We start from the raw sequence: 20,392 nt of genomic DNA on the forward strand, positions 1-20,392 counted from the left end.
GGAATTTATATCGACTTCAAGTGACTTCAGTCCCAATGAATCGAAAAGGTCTATTCCGGCCATTATCACTTCGATATCGGCCAGATAAGAAGATGTGCCGAAAAGCTCGACCCCTGCCTGATTGAACTGCCTGAACCTGCCTGCCTGCGGCCTTTCGTAGCGGAACATGGGACCGATATAATATAGTTTTGTTATCCGGTCCTTTGTCAGAAGGTTGTTCTCGACAGCGGCGCGAACTACCGAAGCAGTCGCCTCCGGTCTCAGAGTCACGCTCCGGTCGCCTTTATCCTTGAAAGTATACATCTCCTTTGTAACGATATCGGAAGAATCGCCTATACTGCGCGAAAAAAGCTCAGATTGCTCGATTATCGGGGTCCTTATTTCTGAAAAGCCGTATCTTTTGAATATCCGGCCGATCTTTTCTTCGATCTGCTGCCAGACAGGCGTTTCATCGGGAAGTATATCTTTTGTGCCGCGCAGGACCTGGTATTTCATAATGGATATATTATAGCAAAAGAAAGGATCTATTTAACGATTACTTTATGCGCGCCTTTGGTTATCTCTCCGACCATATAAGCTTTCTCACCGAGGGAATCGATCTTCTTTATGACTTTACCGGCTATTTCCGGTTTCACCGCAAGCACCATGCCGAGGCCCATGTTGAACGTTTTATACATCTCTTCTTTGCTGATACTGCCTTTCCCCTCTATCAAAGAGAATATCGCCGGTTTTGGCCAGGCTGAAGCATCAAATACCGCGTCACATCCGACCGGGAGGAATCTCGCGGCATTTTCAGGAAGCCCGCCTCCGGTAATATGGGCCATCCCTTTTATTTCGAACTCTTTTATAAGTTCGAGGATCGGTCTTACATAGATCTTTGTCGGTTCAAGCATTTCTTCGCCCACAGTCCTCTCTAAAGCGGGATCTTTTGAATTGACATCGAAACCCGCCATATCAAGAAGCACTTTTCTGGCAAGTGAATATCCATTGCTGTGAAGGCCCGAGGAAGCTATGCCGATCAGTTTATCTCCGGCTTTAATAGTCGAACCGTTGATTATCTTTGACTTTTCGACGATACCGACGCAAAATCCCGCGATATCATACTCATCTTTTCCGTAAAGGTCGCTCATCTCCGCGGTCTCGCCTCCGATCAGCGCGCAGCACGATTGCCTGCATCCCTCGGCGATGCCTTTCAAAAGATCTTCCGCGACATCCGGGTCGACTTTGTTCATCGCCAGGTAATCGAGAAAGAAAAGCGGCTTTGCGCCCAGGACGACGACATCATTAACGCACATCGCGACGGCATCGATGCCGATAGTATCGTGTTTGTCCGTCAGAAAAGCTATTTTTAATTTAGTCCCGACGCCGTCAGTGCCGGAAACGAGGACAGGTTCTTTAAATTCATTCTTATCGATCTGGAAAAGCCCGCCGAAATAGCCGATATCTCCGAGGACGCCTTTTGTAAATGTCGATCTGGCCAGTTTTTTAACGCGGCTGACAACCTCATACCCCGCTTCAATATCTACGCCTGATTGTTTATAGTCCATTTAGTCTCTCCAAGATCTAAGTGCTGAACTCTTTAGACAGATCCCTCGCCCTTGCCGCCGCGGCATATACCGCATCCGCGACGATGTCGATCAGTTTTGCCTCGTCAAGGATCTTCAGGCCCTCTATTGTAGTCCCGCCCGGAGACGCGACCATCCCGCAAAGTTCTTTAGGATTTTTTCTGGTCTCGATGACCGTTTTTACCGCTCCCAGCATGGTCTGCTTTGCCAGGACTTCGGCGTCCTCTTTTTTAAGCCCCGCTTTTACCCCGCCTTCTATCATCCCTTCAAGAAATTTGTAGACAAAAGCCGGGCCCGACCCGGAAAGCCCCGTCACGGCATCCATGAATTTTTCATCCATCAGGACGGTCTTGCCGAGCGAAGAGAATATTTTTTCCGCTGTCTTTACATCCGACTCAGTGGCGCTGCTCCCCTTAGAGATGACCGTCATCCCTTCGCCTATAAGACAGGGATTGTTTGGCATCGCCCTTACGACCGGGCATCCCGCGAGGTGCTTCTCAAGATAACCGATGGTTATCCCGGCCGCGATAGAGATGAAAAGTTTTTCCGACTCCACGAATTCCCTTATTTCGTCAAGGACATTCTTTTTGTGCTGGGGTTTCACGCACAGGACGACGATATCCGCGACAAGCATCGCTTTTATGTTGTCCTGCGCTACATGGACCTTATGGGTTTCGGAAAGATATTTCAGCCTCTGTGCTTCTTTGTCGGAGATGTAGATGTTCTTCGGCGAAAATAATTTTGCCCTGATGATACCGGATATTATGGCATCAGCCATCCTGCCGGCGCCGATGAAGGATATTTTTTTGTTTGAAGGCATCTTTTATCTGTTGTGAAGAAGCCCTTCCCTTGTGATCGGCCCTTCCGAGGACGGGTTGTCCAGGATCTCGGATATCGCGATATTTGAAGGCGTGAGCAGGAATATCGTGTCCGCTATCTTGATCATGTGACCGTCTATGGCAAAAGCGGTCCCGCACACGAAATCAATAAGGCGCGTCCCTTCGCCTGAATCCAGATATTTCAGGTTCACGATCACCGGTGATCCCTGCCTGAGCTTTGCAGATATTTCGATCGAATTTTCATAAGCTTTGGGTTCGTATATGGAGATCTCCGAATCGGTGTTGGACGATCTCCTGCTGCTCCTCGACCTGACGGGAGGATTTTCTACATTTAAGGTCTCAGTCTTGATGGAGGGCGTGTTGAACATCTCTTCATCCGGACCAAGGCCTATGAACTCTTTCGCTTTGTTAAAAATATCGATCATGCTCTGCCTCCTTATTCATTAAATATTGCGGTCCCTACCCTTATTATAGTCGCTCCTTCTTCAATTGCAACCTCAAAATCACCTGACATGCCCATTGAAAGCTCTTTTAACGAGAGCATATCCGCTATTTCCTTAAGTTTTTTGAAATACGGCCTGCTGCTCTGCGGATCATCGCTGTACAGCGCCATTGTCATAAGACCTTTCAATTCTACCGACTTCAGGTTCCTGACATATCCTGCAAGTTCACCGGCTTCACCTGCCGGAACTCCGTATTTTGCTTTTTCACCGGACACATTCACTTCGATAAAAACCGGAACAATCAACTCTTTCGCTCTTGCTATTGCATCCACCTTTTCAGCAAGCTTCGGGGTATCTATAGAATGTATCTCCTGAAAACATTCAACTGCTTTTTTCGCTTTGTTCATCTGCAGGTGGCCTATCATGTGCCATCTGATGTTAGGAACATCACGAAGCAATGCAATCTTCTTTTCAGCTTCCTGGACTTTGTTCTCGCCAAGATCAAAAATGCCGTTGCCGATCGCTTCTTTTATCTGATCGATGGTCGCTGTTTTCGTGACAGCCAGAAGTTTGATATTTTCAGGGTCTCTCCCCGCCCTTTCAGCAGCGGCAGAGATCCTTTGGCGGACGATCTTTATATTATCGGCGACTTTTGTCATATATGGAATAATATAACATTTTGAAAAATAAGTGAAATTTTCAAAAAATGTGGTCGAGAGATTATTTGATCGCAAACATTCTTCATCAGATTAAGTCGATGTATCAATTGGAAGTATATCAAACAATAAATTTTTAGTCCGGATCTTGAATAGGGGTTCTAAATGATCCAGTTCATAGCAAGAAGATACGGGGATATTTTAAGATATTATCACGGCATCAAAGAATGCAGGGTGAGAGGAAGACTTCCCCAGACATGGAATTTCACGCTCGCGGCAGTATCGCATTTTCCCGCAACAAGCGTCGCTCAGGAGCTTCAGCGGAGGATAGAGACCGGACAGATAAAGGTTGGAGGATTAGGCTCGTTCAATAGAACGGCGGTCACGGAAGCTATAGGAGCTGTATTCGGCTCAGACCGGCCGGTAAGATCGCGGGTCCTCGCAGATTTTGCTCCCGTCGCGATAGAACATTTCAGGCCGGCACTTCCTCCCGATTCCCCTCAAAGTGCTTCTGCAGATATTAACGATTCCGCATCAAGCTGGTTCGCCTTTAATGCGTGGGACGCTTCACAGATCGGATCATTGAGGATCTCTACAATGATAGATTCTCTAGGGCTTTACTCTGGTCTAGCCGGCCGGTTTTTTGTCGGCGGTGAGGGATGGGAGAGTCACGTTTCTGCGGGCTCGGTCCTGCAACTTATCGGGGTTGAAAATGCCCGTGCTATCACCGAACAAAGCATAGCTGATGAAGCAATTAGGAGCAGGGTCTTGCTTTGGTTTTCCGGGACGGACAGGCTCAAGCTCGCAAAGCAGTTTACGCAGAGCGCGATAATATTCAGGCCTTCTAACTGGCAGGCATGGGTCACCAGGGCCAATATATTCAAGTCCGAAAATAATTGCGAGGAGGAAGCGGACTGCCTGAGAACTGCCCTTGTTCATATGAAATGGGCATCTCCCTCTGAAGTGACCGAATTTACAGCTAAAAGACTTGCGGTCTTGTTGGGCGAGTAGACGATATTGTGATCTCTTGTTCCATTTTTCCGCCGGACCTCTTCCTTGACATCCCCGCCATAAGGAGTAAAATTCAATATATAAATGAAAAAGACGGCTATATCCATATTAGTGGTTCTATTGATATTTTTTTGCATCTCCGGACCATCAAAGGCAGAGAATAGCGTCCTGAACATCGGTTCTCCGGCGCCTGAGATCGTGCTGCCTCTTGTGAACGGAGGATCATTTACTTCAATTCAGCTGAAAGGAAAAGCGTACATCCTGACATTTTTTTCCACCTGGAGCGATTCCTGCCTTGAAAACCTTAGATTTTTGCAGGGCCTTAAAGAAAAGAACGACGGACTTGAGGTCGTGGCCGTATCGCTGGACAATAAGGCATCATCAGTCGCGTCTTTCTTAAGAAAAAACGGCCTTTCGTTCATCTCCCTGATAGACAAGAAAAAGAAATATCTTGATGAGTTCGAGATACTGGTGATCCCGACCACTTATTTTATCGACAGGGACGGGATACTTAAGAATCAGTACGTGTCTTTTGATGATATCGTCATGGCATCTATGACTGCTGACGTTAGTCTTCTGCTGGCGCCTAAAAAGTCCGAGGAATAACCTTCTTTATTCGTATCTCAGCGCATCTATAGGGTCCAGGTTCACCGCTCTCATCGCCGGATAAACACCCGAGACTACTCCGATACCTACAGAAACGCTGCATGCCAGTGTGAGCGCCCAAATGACCACAACCATCTCGAGTTTTATCACATACATTATCACGAACGTTCCCGCTAGTCCCAGGACGATCCCCAGCAGCCCTCCGAAAAACTACCGATTCGACAAGAAATTGGATAAAGATATCGGTCTTTTTTGCTCCGACGGCTTTCCTGATGCCGATCTCTTTCGTCCTTTCGGTCACGGACACCAGCATGATGTTCATTATGCCGATCCCGCCAACGAGAAGCGAGATCGCGGCTATCCCGCCTATTATCGTGGTAAGCATCCCGATAATGTTGTTCAGCATGTTCATCATGCCTTCCTGCGTCGTTATGTGATAATCGTCTTTGGCCAGTTCAGTTTCAAGCGCCCTGTCTATCTCATCTATAGCCTTTGGCACGAGCTCCTGGGTTTTTGCCGCGATGTCTATCTCAATGACCCCCTTAGTATTAAAAAGGCTCATGGCTGAAAAGATAGGAAGCACCGCTATATCATCCATATCAAAAGTGAGCATCTTTCCTTTTTCCGCGAAAAGCCCGATTACTGTATATTTTCTGCCGTTTATCTTTATTTTTTCCCCTACCGGATCAAAATTGCCTAAAAGTTCCTTCGCGACCTTTTTCCCCAGGATAACGACTTTCCTGCTTCCATCCATCTCTCCCTTTGTAAAGAACCTGCCGCTTACTATCTTATGGTTAAAGACCTTCTGGTAATTATCGGTCGTACCCCAGGCCTGATTGATCCTGTATTCTCTTTTTCCGTATCTTGCCTTCGCTGTACCTGACACTATAGGTACAACTTCTGATACCGACGGGCAGCGGCCGGCTATTATCATCGCGTGTTTGTATTTGATCTTATTATCCAGATAAGCCGACATATCTCCCTGGTTTTTCCCGGGATTTATCTGCATGACATTCGGCCCCATTCCCCACGACTCCACCTGCGCGACCACATATAGTTTTGCGGCCTCGCCTATCGCCACAAGGACTATCACTGCAGCTATTCCTATCACGACACCAAGCATGGTCAGAGCTGATCTTGTTTTATTTGCCCTTATGGACCTTACAGCCATAAGGATGCTGTCAATGAAATTCATTTTGTTTTTCTGTCCTCGAGAATCTTCCCGTCAAAAAGCCGCACCAGTCTGCCGCTGTAACCAGCGATGTTCTGGTCATGTGTCACCATCAGTATCGTGACGCCCTGGCCATTTAGGCCTTCAAATATCTTCATCACGTCGGCACCTGATTTGCTGTCGAGGTTGCCTGTCGGCTCATCCGCCAAAATTATCGAAGGGCCATTTACTATCGCTCTTGCTATCGCAACTCTCTGCTTTTCTCCTCCCGATATCTGGTTTGGCAAAAATCCTTCCCTGTGCTGCATCCCGACGGAAGCGAGCGCTTTTTCCGCTTTTCTTTTTCTTTCGGCCCTGGGCAGGCCGCTATATATAAGCGGAAGCTCGACATTCTCAAGAGATGTCATCCTCGGCAGGAGGTTGAAGGTCTGAAATACAAAACCGATTTTTTTGTTCCTGACTTCCGCCAGGCCCGGATCTGAAAGAGACGAGACATCCACGCCGTCAAGGACGATAGAGCCGCTTGACGGCCTGTCGAGGCAGCCGATAAGGTTCATGAGTGTGGATTTGCCGCATCCGGAGGGGCCCATTATCGAGACGAACTCCCCTTTTGAGACTGAAAAATCGATGTCAAACAGTACAGGGACTTCCAGAGTTTCCAGATGGTAAGTCTTGTTTACGTCCTTTATACAGACAACACAATTTTCGCCCATGATTTTATTTGTTGCCGTTCTTTTCTATTTTTATCCGGGATCCGTTCTTCAATTTGTCCAAATTTGTCACGGTTACGAGGTCTTTTTCTTTCAGCCCGTTTTTGACCTCGACGTTTTCGCTGTCCTTAAGGCCGATAGTGACGACAGTCTCTTTTGCACCGCCTTTCTTTATCAAATAGACCTCTTGTTTATCTTCTTTAGAAAAAACCGCTTCCCTCGGAATGATAAGGATGCCGTTTTTTTTCTCAGTCACGATATCCGCGCTGATCGTCATGCCGATCTTCAGCTTGTAGGCCCGGTCGTCAAAGGAAACTTTTCCCCTGAAGATCTTGTCCTCTTCGTCAAGTTTGATCCTGCCTCCGACCTTTTTCAGTTCCGCTTCCTCGCCTATATTGGCCAGTTTGCCTGTAAACACTTCATTTGGGTACGCGTCGCAGAAAATATTTACGGCCTGCCCCACCTTCACATCACCGACATCCGATTCATCTATCTGGACCTCCGCGTAAGATGACATCGGATCGACCACCGATATGAACGCCATACCCGGGGAAAGAGATTCTCCGACTTTATTTGCCACAAGAGTGGCAATGCCGTTTATAGGAGAGATAAAACACGAGTTTTCATATTGGATCTTCGCAAGATCGAGCTGGTTCTTTGACGCGAGCCCCGACTCAAAAAGGTTTTTTATGTTGTCATATTCCCTGAATGCCGTATCATAGTTATCCATTTTCGCGAGCACCCGGCCTTTTTTGACCGCATCGCCTTCTTTCACGCCTATCCAGCCGATGCTCCCGATAGTCTTGCTGCTCAGAGAAGCTGTCGTACCCTTGATCTCTCCCGAAACATTGACAGCAGGAATTATCTCTCCTATTTTTACTTCAAATACTTTTATGCTGACAAGGCTTCCAAAATATACTTTGATACCCCAGACGACTATGATCAGCGCCAGTATCCCTGCCACCCATCTGAGCCATTTATATTTCTTGAACACTAATTTATCTCCTTTCAAATAATCCTTCCGCAATTAGTCATTCGTCATTAGTCATTTCTTTGTTGTTTTACCCTATCTTTTTCCTGAACCTCCTCACCGCAAAAATGAAGATCGCGCTTCCGAGGACAAAAAGCATCAGGATATCTTTCCATAGATATTGTAGCCCGATCCCCTTTAGAAAAATACCTCTGACAATATTAAGAAAATATCTCAAGGGTATTATATATGTAAATATCTGAATAATGAAAGGCATATTCGCGATCGGGAAAATGAATCCCGATAAAAGGATGGACGGTAAAATGATAAAGATCAGCGTCAGGACTGTCTGCTGCATCGTGTTAGATATCGTAGATATCATAAGACCGATTCCGAGGCTCGCTATAATATAAATAGCGCATAAGGCCAAAAGCAAATATATATTCCCTAATATCGGCACCCTGAACCAGAGGACGCTGATAAATATCACAAGTATCACGTCGATAAAACCGAGTATGATGAACGGCGCCATCTTGCCCGCCATCAGTTCCCACGGTCTTATCGGGGAAACGATCAGCTGTTCCATCGTCCCGTATTCCTTTTCTTTTACTATGGAGACAGCGGTCAGGAGCGAAGTCAGTATCGTCAAAAGCACGGCGATTATTCCGGGCACCATGTAGTTGACGCTCTTCATTTCCTGGTTATGGAACACACGGACCCGCGCGTCGATCACATTTAAGCGGTCCGTCATCCTTTTCATTGCCTTTAACCTGTCATTCAATATCTTCGTCACGTTCTCAAAGACGATGCCGTTAATATAAGCCAGCGCGATGCCCGCGGAATTTGAATTTGTGCCGTCCAATATGAACTGTACCCGGGACTGACGGCCTGAGATTATGTTCTTTGAAAAGTCCGGAGGTATATTTATCGCAACCTGTGCTCTTCCGCTGTCTATAGTACGTTTTTCTTCATCCGGGCTCTTAGCATTGCTGACGATCCTGAAATAGGTCGAGTTCGAGAAACTTGAGATGAACTGCCGGCTTAAATAGCTCTGGTCGCGGTCAAAAACTGCCGTATTGATATTTCTAAGGTCAAGTGTCGCGACATATCCGAACACCAGGAGCTGGATTATCGGCGCAAGTATCACGGCTCCTATCAGCCTTTTATCTCTGAAGAGCTGGATGAACTCTTTCCTTATTATATGGACCAGCCTTGAATCAAGCATTTAATCAAGCCTCTTTCTGAACCTTTTTGCCGACAGCGCTATCATTATGCACCCGAATATGACAAGCATAAGAGTGTCGGGCCAAAGATATTCTATCCCGATGCCTTTCATGAATATCCCGCGCAGTATCGTCAGGAAATATCTGGCGGGGACTAAATATGTTATTAACTGAACCATGTATGGCATACCTTCTATCGGAAAAACAAAACCCGAAAGAAGGATCGACGGCAGCATTGTCGTCATCATGCCGATGATCACCGCGTTCTCCTGTTTATCGGAAATAGTCGATATCAGCAGACCGAGACCGAGAGAGCCGAAAATGAATATAGCCGATTCAATGAACAGGAACAGAAGGTCTCCCCTGATCGGGACCTTGAACACCACCGCACCGAAAGAAACGCATAAGAGGACGTCCAGAAAACCGATCAGGACATAAGGGAGAAGCTTCCCTGTCATTATCTCGACAGGCCTTATCGATGTCGCAATAAGCTGCTCCATCGTGCCCCTTGTCTTTTCGCTGACAATAGAAAGAGAAGTTATCAGCGCGGCAAGGATCATCAGCACCATGGAAATTATGCCGGGGACAAGGAAGTTCATGCTCCTGAGCGATTCGTTGTACCAGACTCTTGTCTTGGCATCTATCGGGATCAGGGACTGTGCATCCTTCATTCCGGACCTCGACAGACTAGTTATCAGGATTGATTTTGTATAGTCCTGAAGGATGCCGTTGATATAACCTATAGAGACGGTGGCTGTATTTGCATCGGCCCCGTCAAGTATGACCTGAACCTGCGCTTTCTTTCCCGAAAGGACTCTGCCTGAAAAACCGTTGTCAAAGTTTATTATAAGATTGGCTTTCCCGCTCAGAAAATATTTTTCTGCGTCCTTGTAGCTGTCGACGCAGGCTATCACGTTGAAATATCTTGAGGCCTCGAATTTCCTTACTATCTCCCTTGTCATTGGTTTATTATCCATATCGCGGACCACGGTCGGGATGTTCTTGATATCAAAGGTCAGAGCGTAACCGTACAGTATCAGCATCACTATCGGCAGAGCGAACGTGATAAGGAGCGTCCTCGTGTCCCTCACGATGTGAAGGAATTCTTTTCGCATTATCGATACTATTCTTCTGATATCTATCATCTTTTCACCGCGCTGATAAAAACATCATCTAAGCTAGTCTTGTTATAAGTCGTTTTTAATTGGCCGGGACTGCCGCCCGCTACTATCACTCCGTCAGAGATAAGAGCGATATTATTGCAATGTTCCGCTTCGTCCATGTAATGGGTCGTCACGAGTATGGTCGTTCCCTCTTCCGAAAGTTTATAGATGAGCCTCCAGAAATTCCTTCTTGAAACCGGATCGACACCGGATGTCGGCTCGTCCAAAAATAATATTTTAGGGTTATGTATCACGGCGCATCCAAGGGCAAGCCTCTGTTTCCATCCTCCTGAAAGATTTGCCGTAAGCTCATCCTCGCGGCCGGAAAGCCCCGCCATCCCTATCATCTCTTTTTTTCTTTTTTCGCGCCCCGTTTTGAGCGTCTGATATATTCCCGCGTAAAAGTCGAGGTTCTCGGAAACGGTAAGGTCCTCATACAACGAGAACTTCTGCGACATGTAGCCGATATTCTCTTTTATCTTTTCGCTCTCTTTGTTTATATCAAATCCGCCCACGCTGCCAGTCCCTGCCGTAGGCTCGAGTATCCCGCACAGCATCCTTATAGTCGTGGATTTGCCCGCGCCGTTAGGCCCTAGAAAGCCGAATATCTCGCCTTTCTTAACTTTAAAGCTGACCTTATCCACCGCGGTGAAATCACCGAACTTCTTAGTAAGATCCTCAACGATTATAGAATTTTCCATTATTTCATCATCCAGACGAATACGTCCTCCAGGCTCGGTTCTATCTGCCTTATCTCGCAGACATCTATGGACCTTTCTTTTAACAGGGCTTCGATCCTGGGTATATCGCCTGCCGCGTTGTCAGAGACTATATGCAGCCTGTCGCCGAATACTTCAAAAGAATATTTGTTTTCCAAATGCCTTGCGGCAGGTCTTATCTGGTCGCAGAGAAGCTCGATTATCTGCTTTTCCATCTTCTTTTTTATCTCATCCGGAGTCCCTTCTGTCAGTATCTTTCCGCTGTGGATCAAAGCCACCCTGTCGCACATCTCGGCTTCGTCCATATACGGTGTCGTGACAAAAACCGTGACAGCGGGGACAAGTAACTTGATTATCTGCCAGAACTCCCTGCGCGATATCGGGTCCACGCCGGTGGTCGGCTCGTCGAGAAAAAGGACCTTCGGAGTGTGTATTAGGGTGCAAGCCAGGGCTAATTTTTGTTTCATCCCGCCTGAAAGTTTCTGCGCGGGCCTGTCCTTGAATTTTTCAAGCCTGCTGAACTCAAGAAGCTCCTTTTTGCGTTTTTCCACTTCTTGTCGCGGCACAAGATGGATATCGGCAAAAAAATCAAGGTTCTCTTCCACCGAAAGGTCGCCGTATAAACTGAACTTCTGCGACATGTAGCCGATGGAATCTTTTACCTTTTCGGACTCTTTTGCGACATCTATACCAAGAAGGCTTGCCGAACCTCCGTCTATCTTATACAGACCGCAGAGAAGTCTTATTGTGGTCGTCTTCCCGCCTCCGTCAGGACCTATAAGGCCGAAGATCACGCCCGAGGGGACGTTTAGATCGAGGTTGTTGACTGCTATTGTATTTTTAAATTTTTTGGTGAGGTTCTTAGTTTGTATAGCATACATATTTAGATCGTTCTGCCCTCAACCGCTCATTTTTTCAGTTCTATCACGGCGTCCGCCGGCATCCCCGGTTTTAACCGGAGACTTTCGTTAGGGATCTTCACCTTCACCTCAAATACTTGGTTCACCCTTTCCTCTTTTGTCTGTATGTTCTTCGGGGTGAACTCTGCCTTGCTCGCGATATATTCCACACTGCCGTAGAACTTTTCATGCGGGAAAGAATCAACGCTTAAAGCCACTTTGTCGCCCAGATCTATCTTCCCCACCTCTTTCTCCGTCACGTAAAGTTTTAGTTCAAGGGAGCGCAGGTCAGCCACTGTCACGATCGTAGAGCCCGGGCTAACAAGCTCTCCTTTTTCAACAGCCTTAACCAAGACTATCCCATCTACGGGAGAGACGATCGAAGCGTCGCCGAACTGCGACTGAGCAGTCTCAAGTGCCGCTTCGGCCTGCAAAAGGCCGTTGCTTGCTGAATCAGCGGCTGTATTTGCGTTGTCATACTGCTGACGAGTGGCCATCCCGTCTTCATATAGTTTTGAGATCCTTACAAAATCAGCCTGTGCGGTCTGCGACCTGGACTCTGCCGCATCTTGTCCTGCCTTCGCTGAACGGAGAGCAGCAGTGATCTCAGGAATATCGATCTTAGCGATAGGATCTCCGGTCTTCACATTGCTCCCCTCGTCCACATATCTTTCAAGCACCCTGCCTGAGACTTTCGAGCCTACCTGCACTTCTATAGCCTCAATAGTGCCTGAAGCTGATATGACCCCCCTGTTGATGAACGCAATAATAAAGGCCCATGAATAATAGAGTACGATGCATAAGATGACGGCAGCCGCAATAGCAACTATCCTTTTTTTCTTTAGATCTTCATTTCCATTCATAACTATTGACCTCCAATACCTGCCCTGCCATCATATAGGTGACCATGTCTTTTTTCAGGGTCCCTGATATTTTTATGTCTTTTTTTCCGGTTTTTGCGCCGCTGATTATATCTTCTGCAGGTTTACCGGTCAGGACATAGGACCTCCCGTCATCAGACAGGAAGCTATAAAAACCGCCCTCGAGGTCTACATACTTCATCTGACCGTTAAGAATAAGAAGTTCTCTGGTGATCAGGGCGGTGTTCTTATCCAGAAGCCCGGTCGCTCTTTCGATGCCGAGCCGTGCCAGTTCCAGATCAAACCCGGCAGACATCAGATCTATCTCCGCCTGAGTAAGGGATGTCTGGGCGTCAAGGACCTCGATATTGGTGGCAAGGCCGTTCTTATATCTTATTTCCGCGATATTAAAGTTTTCTCTCGCGCTGTCGATTCCGGCAGTCGCGCTCTCAAGCATTTCTTTTGCCGCTTCCCAGTTCAAATATGCCTGCTTCACGTCAAACTCAACCGCTTTTCTTGTCATCTCCCTGCCCGCGATCGAAGAATCAAGATTTGCCTGAGCTTCTTTTATTTTGCTCTGCGTCGAGAAGCCGTTAAAGATAGTCCATGTCGCTGCTCCGGCTACCTGCCAGTTCCTTGCGTCATAATTTAGGTCCGCAACATCATAATCATTGTTGCTCCACTGATAGTAGCCCTGAAGATTGACTGATGGCATCCACTGCGACACTGCAAGGCCTCTGTTCCTGGCAGAGATCTCGACCGAACCTTTCACCTGTTTCCAGTCCGGCCTGTTTGTGAACGCATCTGTCAGCATCTGTTTGTAGCTGTATTCTTTGCCTTCATAACCGGAGGAAAGATCGACATCTTCCACATCTATCTCTTCCCCGATAGCTCTGCCAATTGAAGTATTAAAGGCAGCTTTCCCGACTTCAAGGCCGTTATTTGCCTTAATAAGGGATTGCTTTGCCCGGGAGACGGAAACCTCACTTCTCAAAGTATCCGCACGGGTTGCCATCCCTACTTTAAGCATCTTTTTTGTCTGGTCAAGATGAGCTGTGGCCATTTCAAGTGATTCATTTGACAGTTGTACGGACTTCTTGGCCTTAAGATAATTGAAATACGCCTGTGCGACATTGTAGATGCAGTCCTGTAAAGCTTTTCTTAAGTCTTCACGCGCTGATTTTGCGTTTTCCATTGCTATCGCCAGAGTATTCTCGTTTTTTCCGAAAGTAAAAATGCTCTGCTGGAAACTTGCCTGCCAACCCTTTAACGCGCTCACGTCATCTATACCCATCACCAAAGGTGTGTTCAGGATCATTGTCTTTATAGGAGCCTGATAATTCCTGGCATAATTAGCTGACAACGTTACTGAAGGCAGATACGAAGAAAATGACTCGCTGACTCTTGCGCTCGCGGCATCAGCTTTTCTCTGGACGATCACGACATTGTCGTTGTTCTTCAGCGCGATATCGATGCTTTCTTTAAGATTAAGTGAAAAGGAGGGGGATGAAAATAACAAGAAGACCGAAATCAGACTAAAAATAACCCCTCTCTTCATCAGGATCCTCCCAAATTTAAGAACTGATAACTATTGAATGATGCTATATATATTATGCTATTTTACGCGGTTTTTCAATATGTTTTTCGCCACCCTCACCGCTTCAACCGCATCTTTTGCGAAGTTGGCACCGAAAGATTTCGCATAATTAGAAGTAACGGGAGCACCACCTACCATCACCGGGATATTTAAACCCTCTTTTTCAAGCTGAGCTTTAACTATCTTCATCCCGGGCATCGTAGTCGTCAAAAGCGCCGAAAGCAGTATCACGTCTGCTTTATTTTCTTTTGCCGAAAGCACGATCTTCTCCGGCGGAACATCCTTACCGAGGTCGACGACATTGAATCCGTGGTTCTCAAGGAGCATAGAAACGATATTCTTTCCTATATCGTGAATATCCCCGAGAACTGTAGCAATTACCGCGATCCCTATCATCTTCCTGTCCCCGGGCTTTATCTCCTTTTTCACTCTTTCAAAAGCCACCTTCATGGCCTCGGCGGATGCCATCACCTGCGGGATGAAATATCTCCCGTCATTGAACCTCTTTCCAACCTCCTCCATCGCCGGAAGCAGATCTCCGTCAATGATATTCTGAGGACCTTTTTCCTTCAAAGCACTCTCTATTAAAGGAACAATATTCTCTCTGTCTCCATCAACCACAGCAGCAAATATTTGTTCTGCAATGTTTTTTTCTTTACCTTTTATCCTTTCTTCCTTCTTCTTCTCTTCCCTTCTTCCCCCGTATTTCTCGATCCACCCCTTCGCCCTCCTATCCTTGTTCAAAAACACTTCTTCCGCCGCTTTCAATTCCGCAGCCGAAACTTTGACCGTCAGATTTTCAGGGTTGTAGATCGCCGCATCAAGTCCAGTTTTTACCGCTAATTTCAGGAACGCTGCGTTCATTTGCTTTCTTGCGGGAAGTCCGTGCGAGACATTGCTGACGCCGAGTATAGCTTTTACCTTTAATTTGCTTTTAACAAGTTTTATCGCTTTCAATGTCTCAGCAACATCCTCCTGCTGCGCTCCCGCAGCAAGGGTTAATGCATCAATAAAGATATTTTCTTTTTTGATCCCTATCTCAACAGCTCTTTTGACTATTTTTTCCGCGATTTTGAGCCTTTCAGACGCTTTTGACGGTATTCCTTTTTCAAGAGTAAGTCCGATCACGGCAGCCCCGTACTTTTTTACCAGAGGAAGGACCGCATTCAGGCTTTCTTCTTTCCCGTTCACCGAATTTACAAGCGCCTTACCGGCGAATGTCTTTAATCCTTCTTCCAATGTGCCGGGGTTTGAGCTGTCGATACAAAGCGGAACAGAAACAGAACTTTCCGCTGTCAGGACCGCATTTTTTATGGCTTTCAACTCGTCAATATCCGGCATGCCTACGTTTATATCAAGCATATCCGCTCCGGCCGCTACCTGCGACACCGCGTTCTGCCTGACCACGGACGTCTTACCCTGTCTCATATCTTCCTGCAGGTCTTTTCTGTTCGTCGGATTTATCCTCTCGCCGATTATTACAACCTTACCGGGTTTAACTTCCAACACCTCGGTTCTACTTGCCAGTTTGGTATTTTGAATTTGGAATTTTGAATTTGTTTCGCTTGCCCCGAGCGAAGTCGAGGGGGATTTCGTGCTTCGAATTTCGGATTTTATCCGCTTTATATGTTCCGGCCCCGTCCCGCAACACCCGCCAATAAACTTTACACCCAGTTTCGCCATTTCAACCGCATATCTTAAAAATTTTTCCGGCGTCATCCTGTATACAGTCTCATCCCCGACGATCTCCGGATTGCCGGCGTTCGCCATTATTGATATTGGAAGATTTGTATTTTTTAGTAGAACTTTCGCTATCTTTACAAGTCCCTGCGGTCCCGATGAGCAGTTCGCTCCTATTGCATCCGCTCCCAGAGCCTCAAATACGGCCGTGGCTACTTCCGGAGGAGTTCCAGTATTTGTCTTTCCGTTCTCGCTGTAAGTGAGATGGACTATTACAGGGAGTTTTGTAGTGCTTTTGACCGCTATCAAGGCAGCGCGCGCTTCCTGGATATCGCTCATCGTTTCTATTGAAATGAGGTCAGCCCCGGCTTCTTCGAACACTTTCGCCTGGGCAGAGAACTCATCGAATGCCTGATCGAAAGAAAACGCGCCTATCGGCTCCATCAACTCTCCAAAAGGGCCCATCGACGCAGCAATAAGAGCTTTTCCTGCTGCGGCTTTTTTCGCGATCCTTACAGCATCGAAGTTGATTTTATGAAATTTTCCTTCGAGGCCGTATCCTTTGAGCTTGTTCTTTGTCCCGCCGAAAGTATTCGTCTCGATTATATCGGCCCCGGCATCGACATAAGACTTGTGAACTGAATAGACGATATCGGGGGCAGTCAGGTTCAGCTCTTCGAAGCATTTTCCCGCGGGAACGCCCCTGAGCATGAGCTGGGTACCCATTGCCCCGTCAAAGATGTATGTTTTTTTGTCATTAAATATTGTCATTTTGCATCACCAGAGCGTCTTCCTTCGGGTTCTGATAATATTCCCTTCTCCTGTCCAATACTTTGAACCCGAGTTTTTTGTATATTTTCTGCGCGGGAACATTGGATTGCCGCACTTCAAGAAATAATTTTTTAAGCCCTTTTCCTTTGGCATCTGCTATTAACCGTTCGATCAATTCTGTCCCTATGCCTTTTTTTCTGCATTTAGGATGCACGGCCAGTGTTGTTATGTGACCTTCATCCAGCACATGTCTGAAACCCGTATATCCGCAGATTTTTTTTCCGTCCTTTATCGCGATATAATGCCCGTTCTCCGCCGAGAACTCGTCGACAAACGTCTGCTTGCTCCAATGCGATGCAAACGATTTTTTCTCTATCTTCAGCATTTCGTTGATATCATCCAGAACCGCCTTTTCTATGTTCATTTTATCCTCTCCCCCTGAGCTTTGAATTCCCTGACATTAGGCGTATGTGAATATTTCGGCGTCATCTTTAAATAGTCGTCTTTCTTGCCTTCTTTTAATTTCTGCTCTCCTATCAGCGCGACATTGACGCCCGAAGCGGCCGAGCGTGCCTGATCGGCTATCCTGATGTTGCTGTTTATCCTTGATTTCTGCAAGAACGGGAAATCTTTTGACGCTATTATATATATTTCGCCTTTTATTTCTTTCAAAAGTTCCTTCAGCCTTGCTTCAGATACAACGATATCTTCGGTTATCCTTCTTAGTTTTTTTGAATCGGAAGTAAATAACGCAAAGTTAACTTCATCCCTGACGGCATCACAGACAACAGCTATCGTCCCGCTTACATTGACGAGATTATACGCCATCGCCTCGAGTGTCGATACTCCAATGACAGGGATGTTCAATACCTGGGCAAAGCTTTTTGCGGCCGCGAGCCCGCCTCTCAGCCCTGAATATGAACCCGGACCGTCCGACACGGCGATCGCACCGATATCTTTTATATCGGCCCCTGCTTCCGTCATTATTCTTTCGATCAGGACGACGATATCTTCGGACTTTAAAGCTGATGACGTGAATTCGGCCAGCAGCCTGCCGTCTTCAACGAACCCGGCGCCCACTATTTTGGTCGCCGTGCTGATGCCTAATACTTTCATTTTCTATCCTTATTTCTCTCTGATACTCTCCTGTCATCTCAAAATATATCTTAACACAACCCTCCGGCAAAAGACTTCCCATTTTTTCGGCCCATTCTATTATCAATATCGAATCGCCGTTCAATATGTCTTCTATGTCGAGGTCTTCAATATCATTGATGCTGTCAAGGCGGTAAAGGTCCAAATGATAAAGCGATCCGCCTTTTTCTTTGAGGGGGTATTCATTCATTATTACAAAAGAGGGGCTTGTCGCGTTATCTGATATGCCGAGTCCCTGAAGGATGCCCTGGACAAATGTCGTCTTGCCTGCTCCGAGACCGCCGTACAAGGCGATGACATCGCCCGGCCGGATATCAGCGGAAAGTTGTTTCCCCAGGAGCCTCGTCTCGGAAGGGCTACCAGCGTTCAAAATCGTCCGCAGCCCCTTTTTTGATCTCTCTGAACCCCGGCAGTTCATCGTTGTACTTTTCGGCGAGCTCCGCTTTTTTCTCTTCGAAAAGCTCAAATATCGTCGTCTCCAGCACGGGATGGACGACCCTTGAAGCGATCTCTTTCAACGGCTCAAGGACGAACATCCTTTCCTGAAGCAGCGGATGAGGGATCGAAAGATCATCCTCGCTCATCACGAGATCCTTGTAGAGTAAAATATCGATGTCTATGATCCTCGGCCCCCATTCGATGCCGCGCTCACGTCCGAGAGTATCTTCTATCCCCTGGAGGGTCGCGAGAAGTTTGTCGGGATCAAGCGTCGTCTTTATCTCCACTGCCGAATTTATGAATGCCGGCTGGGAACGCTTGCCTTCCGGCTCCGTCTCATAATTTGAAGCGCGCCTGACCACCTTTATCCCCGGTGTCTCTTTCAGGATCGTGATCGCCTGTTCGATATATTCTTCCCTGTCCCCGACATTTGACCCGAGAGCGAGATATGCCGTAACAGCCTCTCCGGGTTTAAGTTTGAACTTCTCCTTTGCTTCGGCTTTTATATGGGCCTGTTTTACTGCCTTGGATTTTGCTTTCGCGTTGGACCCGGCGGTCATTTTACTTAAAGCCTGTTTTTTCGCGGCCGGCTTTTTCACGGTCTTACCGGCTTTTTTGTTTTTTTTCGGGCTTTGGACCTTCTTTGCCTTCGCCTTCACTTTTGCCCTGGCTTTTTTGATCTTTTTTTTCTTTTTCATCCCTTAATCCCTCCTTGTTATAGCGTCTGATAATACAACAACCTTCTTCGCAAAAGAAGTATTATGACTTCTTATTATATCAACTTTTTTTGAAATGGCAAGTGCTATCGTTGCGGCGGTCCCCTCCTCCCTTTTTCGCGGATCATCCTCTCCCAGGATCTTGCCGATAAATGATTTTCTGGATGTACCTATGCAGACCGGTCTGCCTAAACACCTGAATTCGTCAAGGCGCCTGAGTATTTCAATATTATGTTCTACCGTTTTTCCGAAACCGATCCCCGGATCAAGGATGATATTTTCTTCTTTGACCCCCGCTTCTATCGCATTCTCCATGCTTTCCTTAAAATATAAGATGATCTCAGAAATAAGGTCGTTATATTCCGGGCCGTTCTGCATCGTCTTCGGGCTGCCCTTTGAATGCATCAATACTAAAGGGATGTTATATATAGCGGCGATCTTTGCGAGATCCTTATCAAAATGAAGGCCCGAGACATCGTTTATCATATTCGCGCCTGCCTTGACGGCAGCCTGCGCGACTGCTGGTTTACGCGTATCAACGGAGATTATTTTTGCAAAAGATTTTATTTTGGTTATTATCGGAACTATTCTCTTCGTCTCCTCTTCGGCAGAGACTTCTTCGGCTCCCGGTCTTGTCGATTCTCCTCCGATATCGATGATGTCGGCACCGTCTTCGATCATTTTTCCGGCGTGAGCGGCGGCATCTTCGACATCCAAAAACTCCCCTCCGTCAGAGAATGAATCCGGTGTTACGTTCAAGACGCCCATCACAAATGTCTTTTTTCCGAATTCCATGCCCAACATAGGTTTTGGATAGCTTTCCGACACTTCTATCAATTTTTCTATTTCCAGGGCTATCTGCGGGAGTTTGAACTGCTGGTCAGACAGTTTTTTAATGAGGTCCCTGTACTGTGAAATAGTGCCGAATAATATTACATCCGTTTTATCCACGCTGTGGTTTATCGTACCGGCGCTTGTCGCGGCCTCGCCGCCTCTTGCAAGCATGTCCTGTTTCAGGATATTCGCTGCCGTGACGGGGACATCTTTTATCTTGACCGCCCTGAAGACAGCCTTTTCGGACATTATATCTATGCCTTTATCGTGCACGCCGATACTACGAAGCTCTTTTTCAGCTTCTTTCAGATCTTCTATCGAAATTATCCTTGGAAGAAAGTCCATGGCCGAAGGTATTATATCACG

At 46.8% G+C, this 20,392-nt stretch carries 21 protein-coding genes and 1 pseudogene; 2 read left to right on the forward strand and 20 right to left on the reverse strand.

Features of this window, described 5'->3' with window-relative positions; translation table 11 throughout:
* The 5 genes from NTZ10_06460 to NTZ10_06480 all read right to left on the reverse strand — a co-directional run.
* Positions 1 to 495: ATP phosphoribosyltransferase regulatory subunit (locus NTZ10_06460; protein ID MCX5749864.1), on the reverse strand; the 495-nt coding region annotated here is incomplete at its 3' end.
* Positions 496 to 524: 29 nt separating this feature from the next.
* The gene (gene purM, locus NTZ10_06465) at positions 525 to 1,547 is read right to left on the reverse strand and encodes a phosphoribosylformylglycinamidine cyclo-ligase (protein MCX5749865.1); all 1,023 of its coding nucleotides are present in this window, start codon (positions 1,545 to 1,547) and stop codon (positions 525 to 527) included.
* Positions 1,548 to 1,563: 16 nt separating this feature from the next.
* Positions 1,564 to 2,385 carry a pyrroline-5-carboxylate reductase gene (gene proC / locus NTZ10_06470; protein MCX5749866.1) on the reverse strand — a complete coding sequence of 274 codons (822 nt, stop codon included), beginning with the start codon at positions 2,383 to 2,385 and terminating at the stop codon, positions 1,564 to 1,566.
* A gap of 3 nt (positions 2,386 to 2,388) precedes the next feature.
* The gene (sepF, locus tag NTZ10_06475; GenBank protein MCX5749867.1) at positions 2,389 to 2,829 is read right to left on the reverse strand and encodes a cell division protein SepF; all 441 of its coding nucleotides are present in this window, start codon (positions 2,827 to 2,829) and stop codon (positions 2,389 to 2,391) included.
* A gap of 11 nt (positions 2,830 to 2,840) precedes the next feature.
* Positions 2,841 to 3,506: a YggS family pyridoxal phosphate-dependent enzyme gene (locus tag NTZ10_06480; protein ID MCX5749868.1), complete on the reverse strand. Its 666-nt coding sequence runs from the start codon at positions 3,504 to 3,506 to the stop codon at positions 2,841 to 2,843.
* A gap of 162 nt (positions 3,507 to 3,668) precedes the next feature.
* Between NTZ10_06480 and NTZ10_06485 the strand changes: the two genes are divergently transcribed.
* Positions 3,669 to 4,514: a hypothetical protein gene (locus tag NTZ10_06485; GenBank protein MCX5749869.1), complete on the forward strand. Its 846-nt coding sequence runs from the start codon at positions 3,669 to 3,671 to the stop codon at positions 4,512 to 4,514.
* Positions 4,515 to 4,598: 84 nt separating this feature from the next.
* Positions 4,599 to 5,120 carry a TlpA disulfide reductase family protein gene (locus tag NTZ10_06490; GenBank protein MCX5749870.1) on the forward strand — a complete coding sequence of 174 codons (522 nt, stop codon included), beginning with the start codon at positions 4,599 to 4,601 and terminating at the stop codon, positions 5,118 to 5,120.
* On the opposite strand, the gene NTZ10_06495 is transcribed toward NTZ10_06490, so the two are convergent.
* The 15 genes and pseudogenes from NTZ10_06495 to folP all read right to left on the reverse strand — a co-directional run bounded on the left by NTZ10_06495 (position 5,101) and on the right by folP (position 20,371).
* Positions 5,101 to 6,315, reverse strand: a complete 1,215-nt coding sequence (locus tag NTZ10_06495) for an ABC transporter permease (GenBank protein MCX5749871.1) — start codon at positions 6,313 to 6,315, stop codon at positions 5,101 to 5,103. The two genes, NTZ10_06490 and NTZ10_06495, sit on opposite strands and share 20 nt — an antisense overlap.
* Complete coding sequence (locus NTZ10_06500; GenBank protein ID MCX5749872.1) at positions 6,312 to 7,004, reverse strand: ABC transporter ATP-binding protein; 693 nt, start codon at positions 7,002 to 7,004, stop codon at positions 6,312 to 6,314. Before NTZ10_06500 ends, NTZ10_06495 begins: the two co-directional genes overlap by 4 nt.
* A gap of 4 nt (positions 7,005 to 7,008) precedes the next feature.
* A complete protein-coding gene (locus NTZ10_06505) occupies positions 7,009 to 7,995 on the reverse strand; it encodes an efflux RND transporter periplasmic adaptor subunit (GenBank protein ID MCX5749873.1) in 987 nt (328 codons plus the stop codon).
* A gap of 67 nt (positions 7,996 to 8,062) precedes the next feature.
* Positions 8,063 to 9,196 (reverse strand): ABC transporter permease, encoded by a 1,134-nt coding sequence (locus tag NTZ10_06510; GenBank protein MCX5749874.1) that lies wholly within the window; start codon positions 9,194 to 9,196, stop codon positions 8,063 to 8,065.
* Positions 9,197 to 10,309, reverse strand: a complete 1,113-nt coding sequence (locus NTZ10_06515; protein MCX5749875.1) for an ABC transporter permease — start codon at positions 10,307 to 10,309, stop codon at positions 9,197 to 9,199.
* Positions 10,203 to 11,058 (reverse strand): annotated as a pseudogene (locus NTZ10_06520) (ABC transporter ATP-binding protein). The gene NTZ10_06515 and the pseudogene NTZ10_06520 overlap by 107 nt, the downstream one beginning before the upstream one ends.
* On the reverse strand, positions 11,058 to 11,957 hold the full coding sequence (locus NTZ10_06525) for an ABC transporter ATP-binding protein (protein ID MCX5749876.1): 900 nt from the start codon (positions 11,955 to 11,957) through the stop codon (positions 11,058 to 11,060). Before NTZ10_06525 ends, NTZ10_06520 begins: the two are co-directional and overlap by 1 nt.
* A 26-nt stretch (positions 11,958 to 11,983) precedes the next feature.
* Positions 11,984 to 12,838: an efflux RND transporter periplasmic adaptor subunit gene (locus NTZ10_06530; GenBank protein MCX5749877.1), complete on the reverse strand. Its 855-nt coding sequence runs from the start codon at positions 12,836 to 12,838 to the stop codon at positions 11,984 to 11,986.
* Positions 12,825 to 14,393 (reverse strand): TolC family protein, encoded by a 1,569-nt coding sequence (locus tag NTZ10_06535; protein ID MCX5749878.1) that lies wholly within the window; start codon positions 14,391 to 14,393, stop codon positions 12,825 to 12,827. Before NTZ10_06535 ends, NTZ10_06530 begins: the two co-directional genes overlap by 14 nt.
* Before the next feature lie 57 nt (positions 14,394 to 14,450).
* Entirely contained in the window at positions 14,451 to 16,883 is a 2,433-nt protein-coding gene (locus NTZ10_06540) for a homocysteine S-methyltransferase family protein (GenBank protein MCX5749879.1), read from the reverse strand.
* On the reverse strand, positions 16,870 to 17,307 hold the full coding sequence (rimI, locus tag NTZ10_06545) for a ribosomal protein S18-alanine N-acetyltransferase (protein MCX5749880.1): 438 nt from the start codon (positions 17,305 to 17,307) through the stop codon (positions 16,870 to 16,872). Before rimI ends, NTZ10_06540 begins: the two co-directional genes overlap by 14 nt.
* Positions 17,304 to 17,999: a tRNA (adenosine(37)-N6)-threonylcarbamoyltransferase complex dimerization subunit type 1 TsaB gene (gene tsaB, locus NTZ10_06550; protein MCX5749881.1), complete on the reverse strand. Its 696-nt coding sequence runs from the start codon at positions 17,997 to 17,999 to the stop codon at positions 17,304 to 17,306. Before tsaB ends, rimI begins: the two co-directional genes overlap by 4 nt.
* Positions 17,944 to 18,408, reverse strand: a complete 465-nt coding sequence (gene tsaE, locus NTZ10_06555; GenBank protein ID MCX5749882.1) for a tRNA (adenosine(37)-N6)-threonylcarbamoyltransferase complex ATPase subunit type 1 TsaE — start codon at positions 18,406 to 18,408, stop codon at positions 17,944 to 17,946. The genes tsaB and tsaE overlap by 56 nt, the downstream gene beginning before the upstream one ends.
* Entirely contained in the window at positions 18,395 to 19,174 is a 780-nt protein-coding gene (gene folK, locus NTZ10_06560) for a 2-amino-4-hydroxy-6-hydroxymethyldihydropteridine diphosphokinase (protein MCX5749883.1), read from the reverse strand. The genes tsaE and folK overlap by 14 nt, the downstream gene beginning before the upstream one ends.
* A gap of 3 nt (positions 19,175 to 19,177) precedes the next feature.
* Positions 19,178 to 20,371, reverse strand: a complete 1,194-nt coding sequence (folP, locus tag NTZ10_06565) for a dihydropteroate synthase (GenBank protein ID MCX5749884.1) — start codon at positions 20,369 to 20,371, stop codon at positions 19,178 to 19,180.
* Positions 20,372 to 20,392 lie beyond the last annotated feature (21 nt).

This window comes from Candidatus Saganbacteria bacterium, assembly GCA_026387835.1.
Taxonomy (GTDB): Bacteria; Margulisbacteria; WOR-1; order JAKLHX01; family JAKLHX01; genus JAPLKZ01.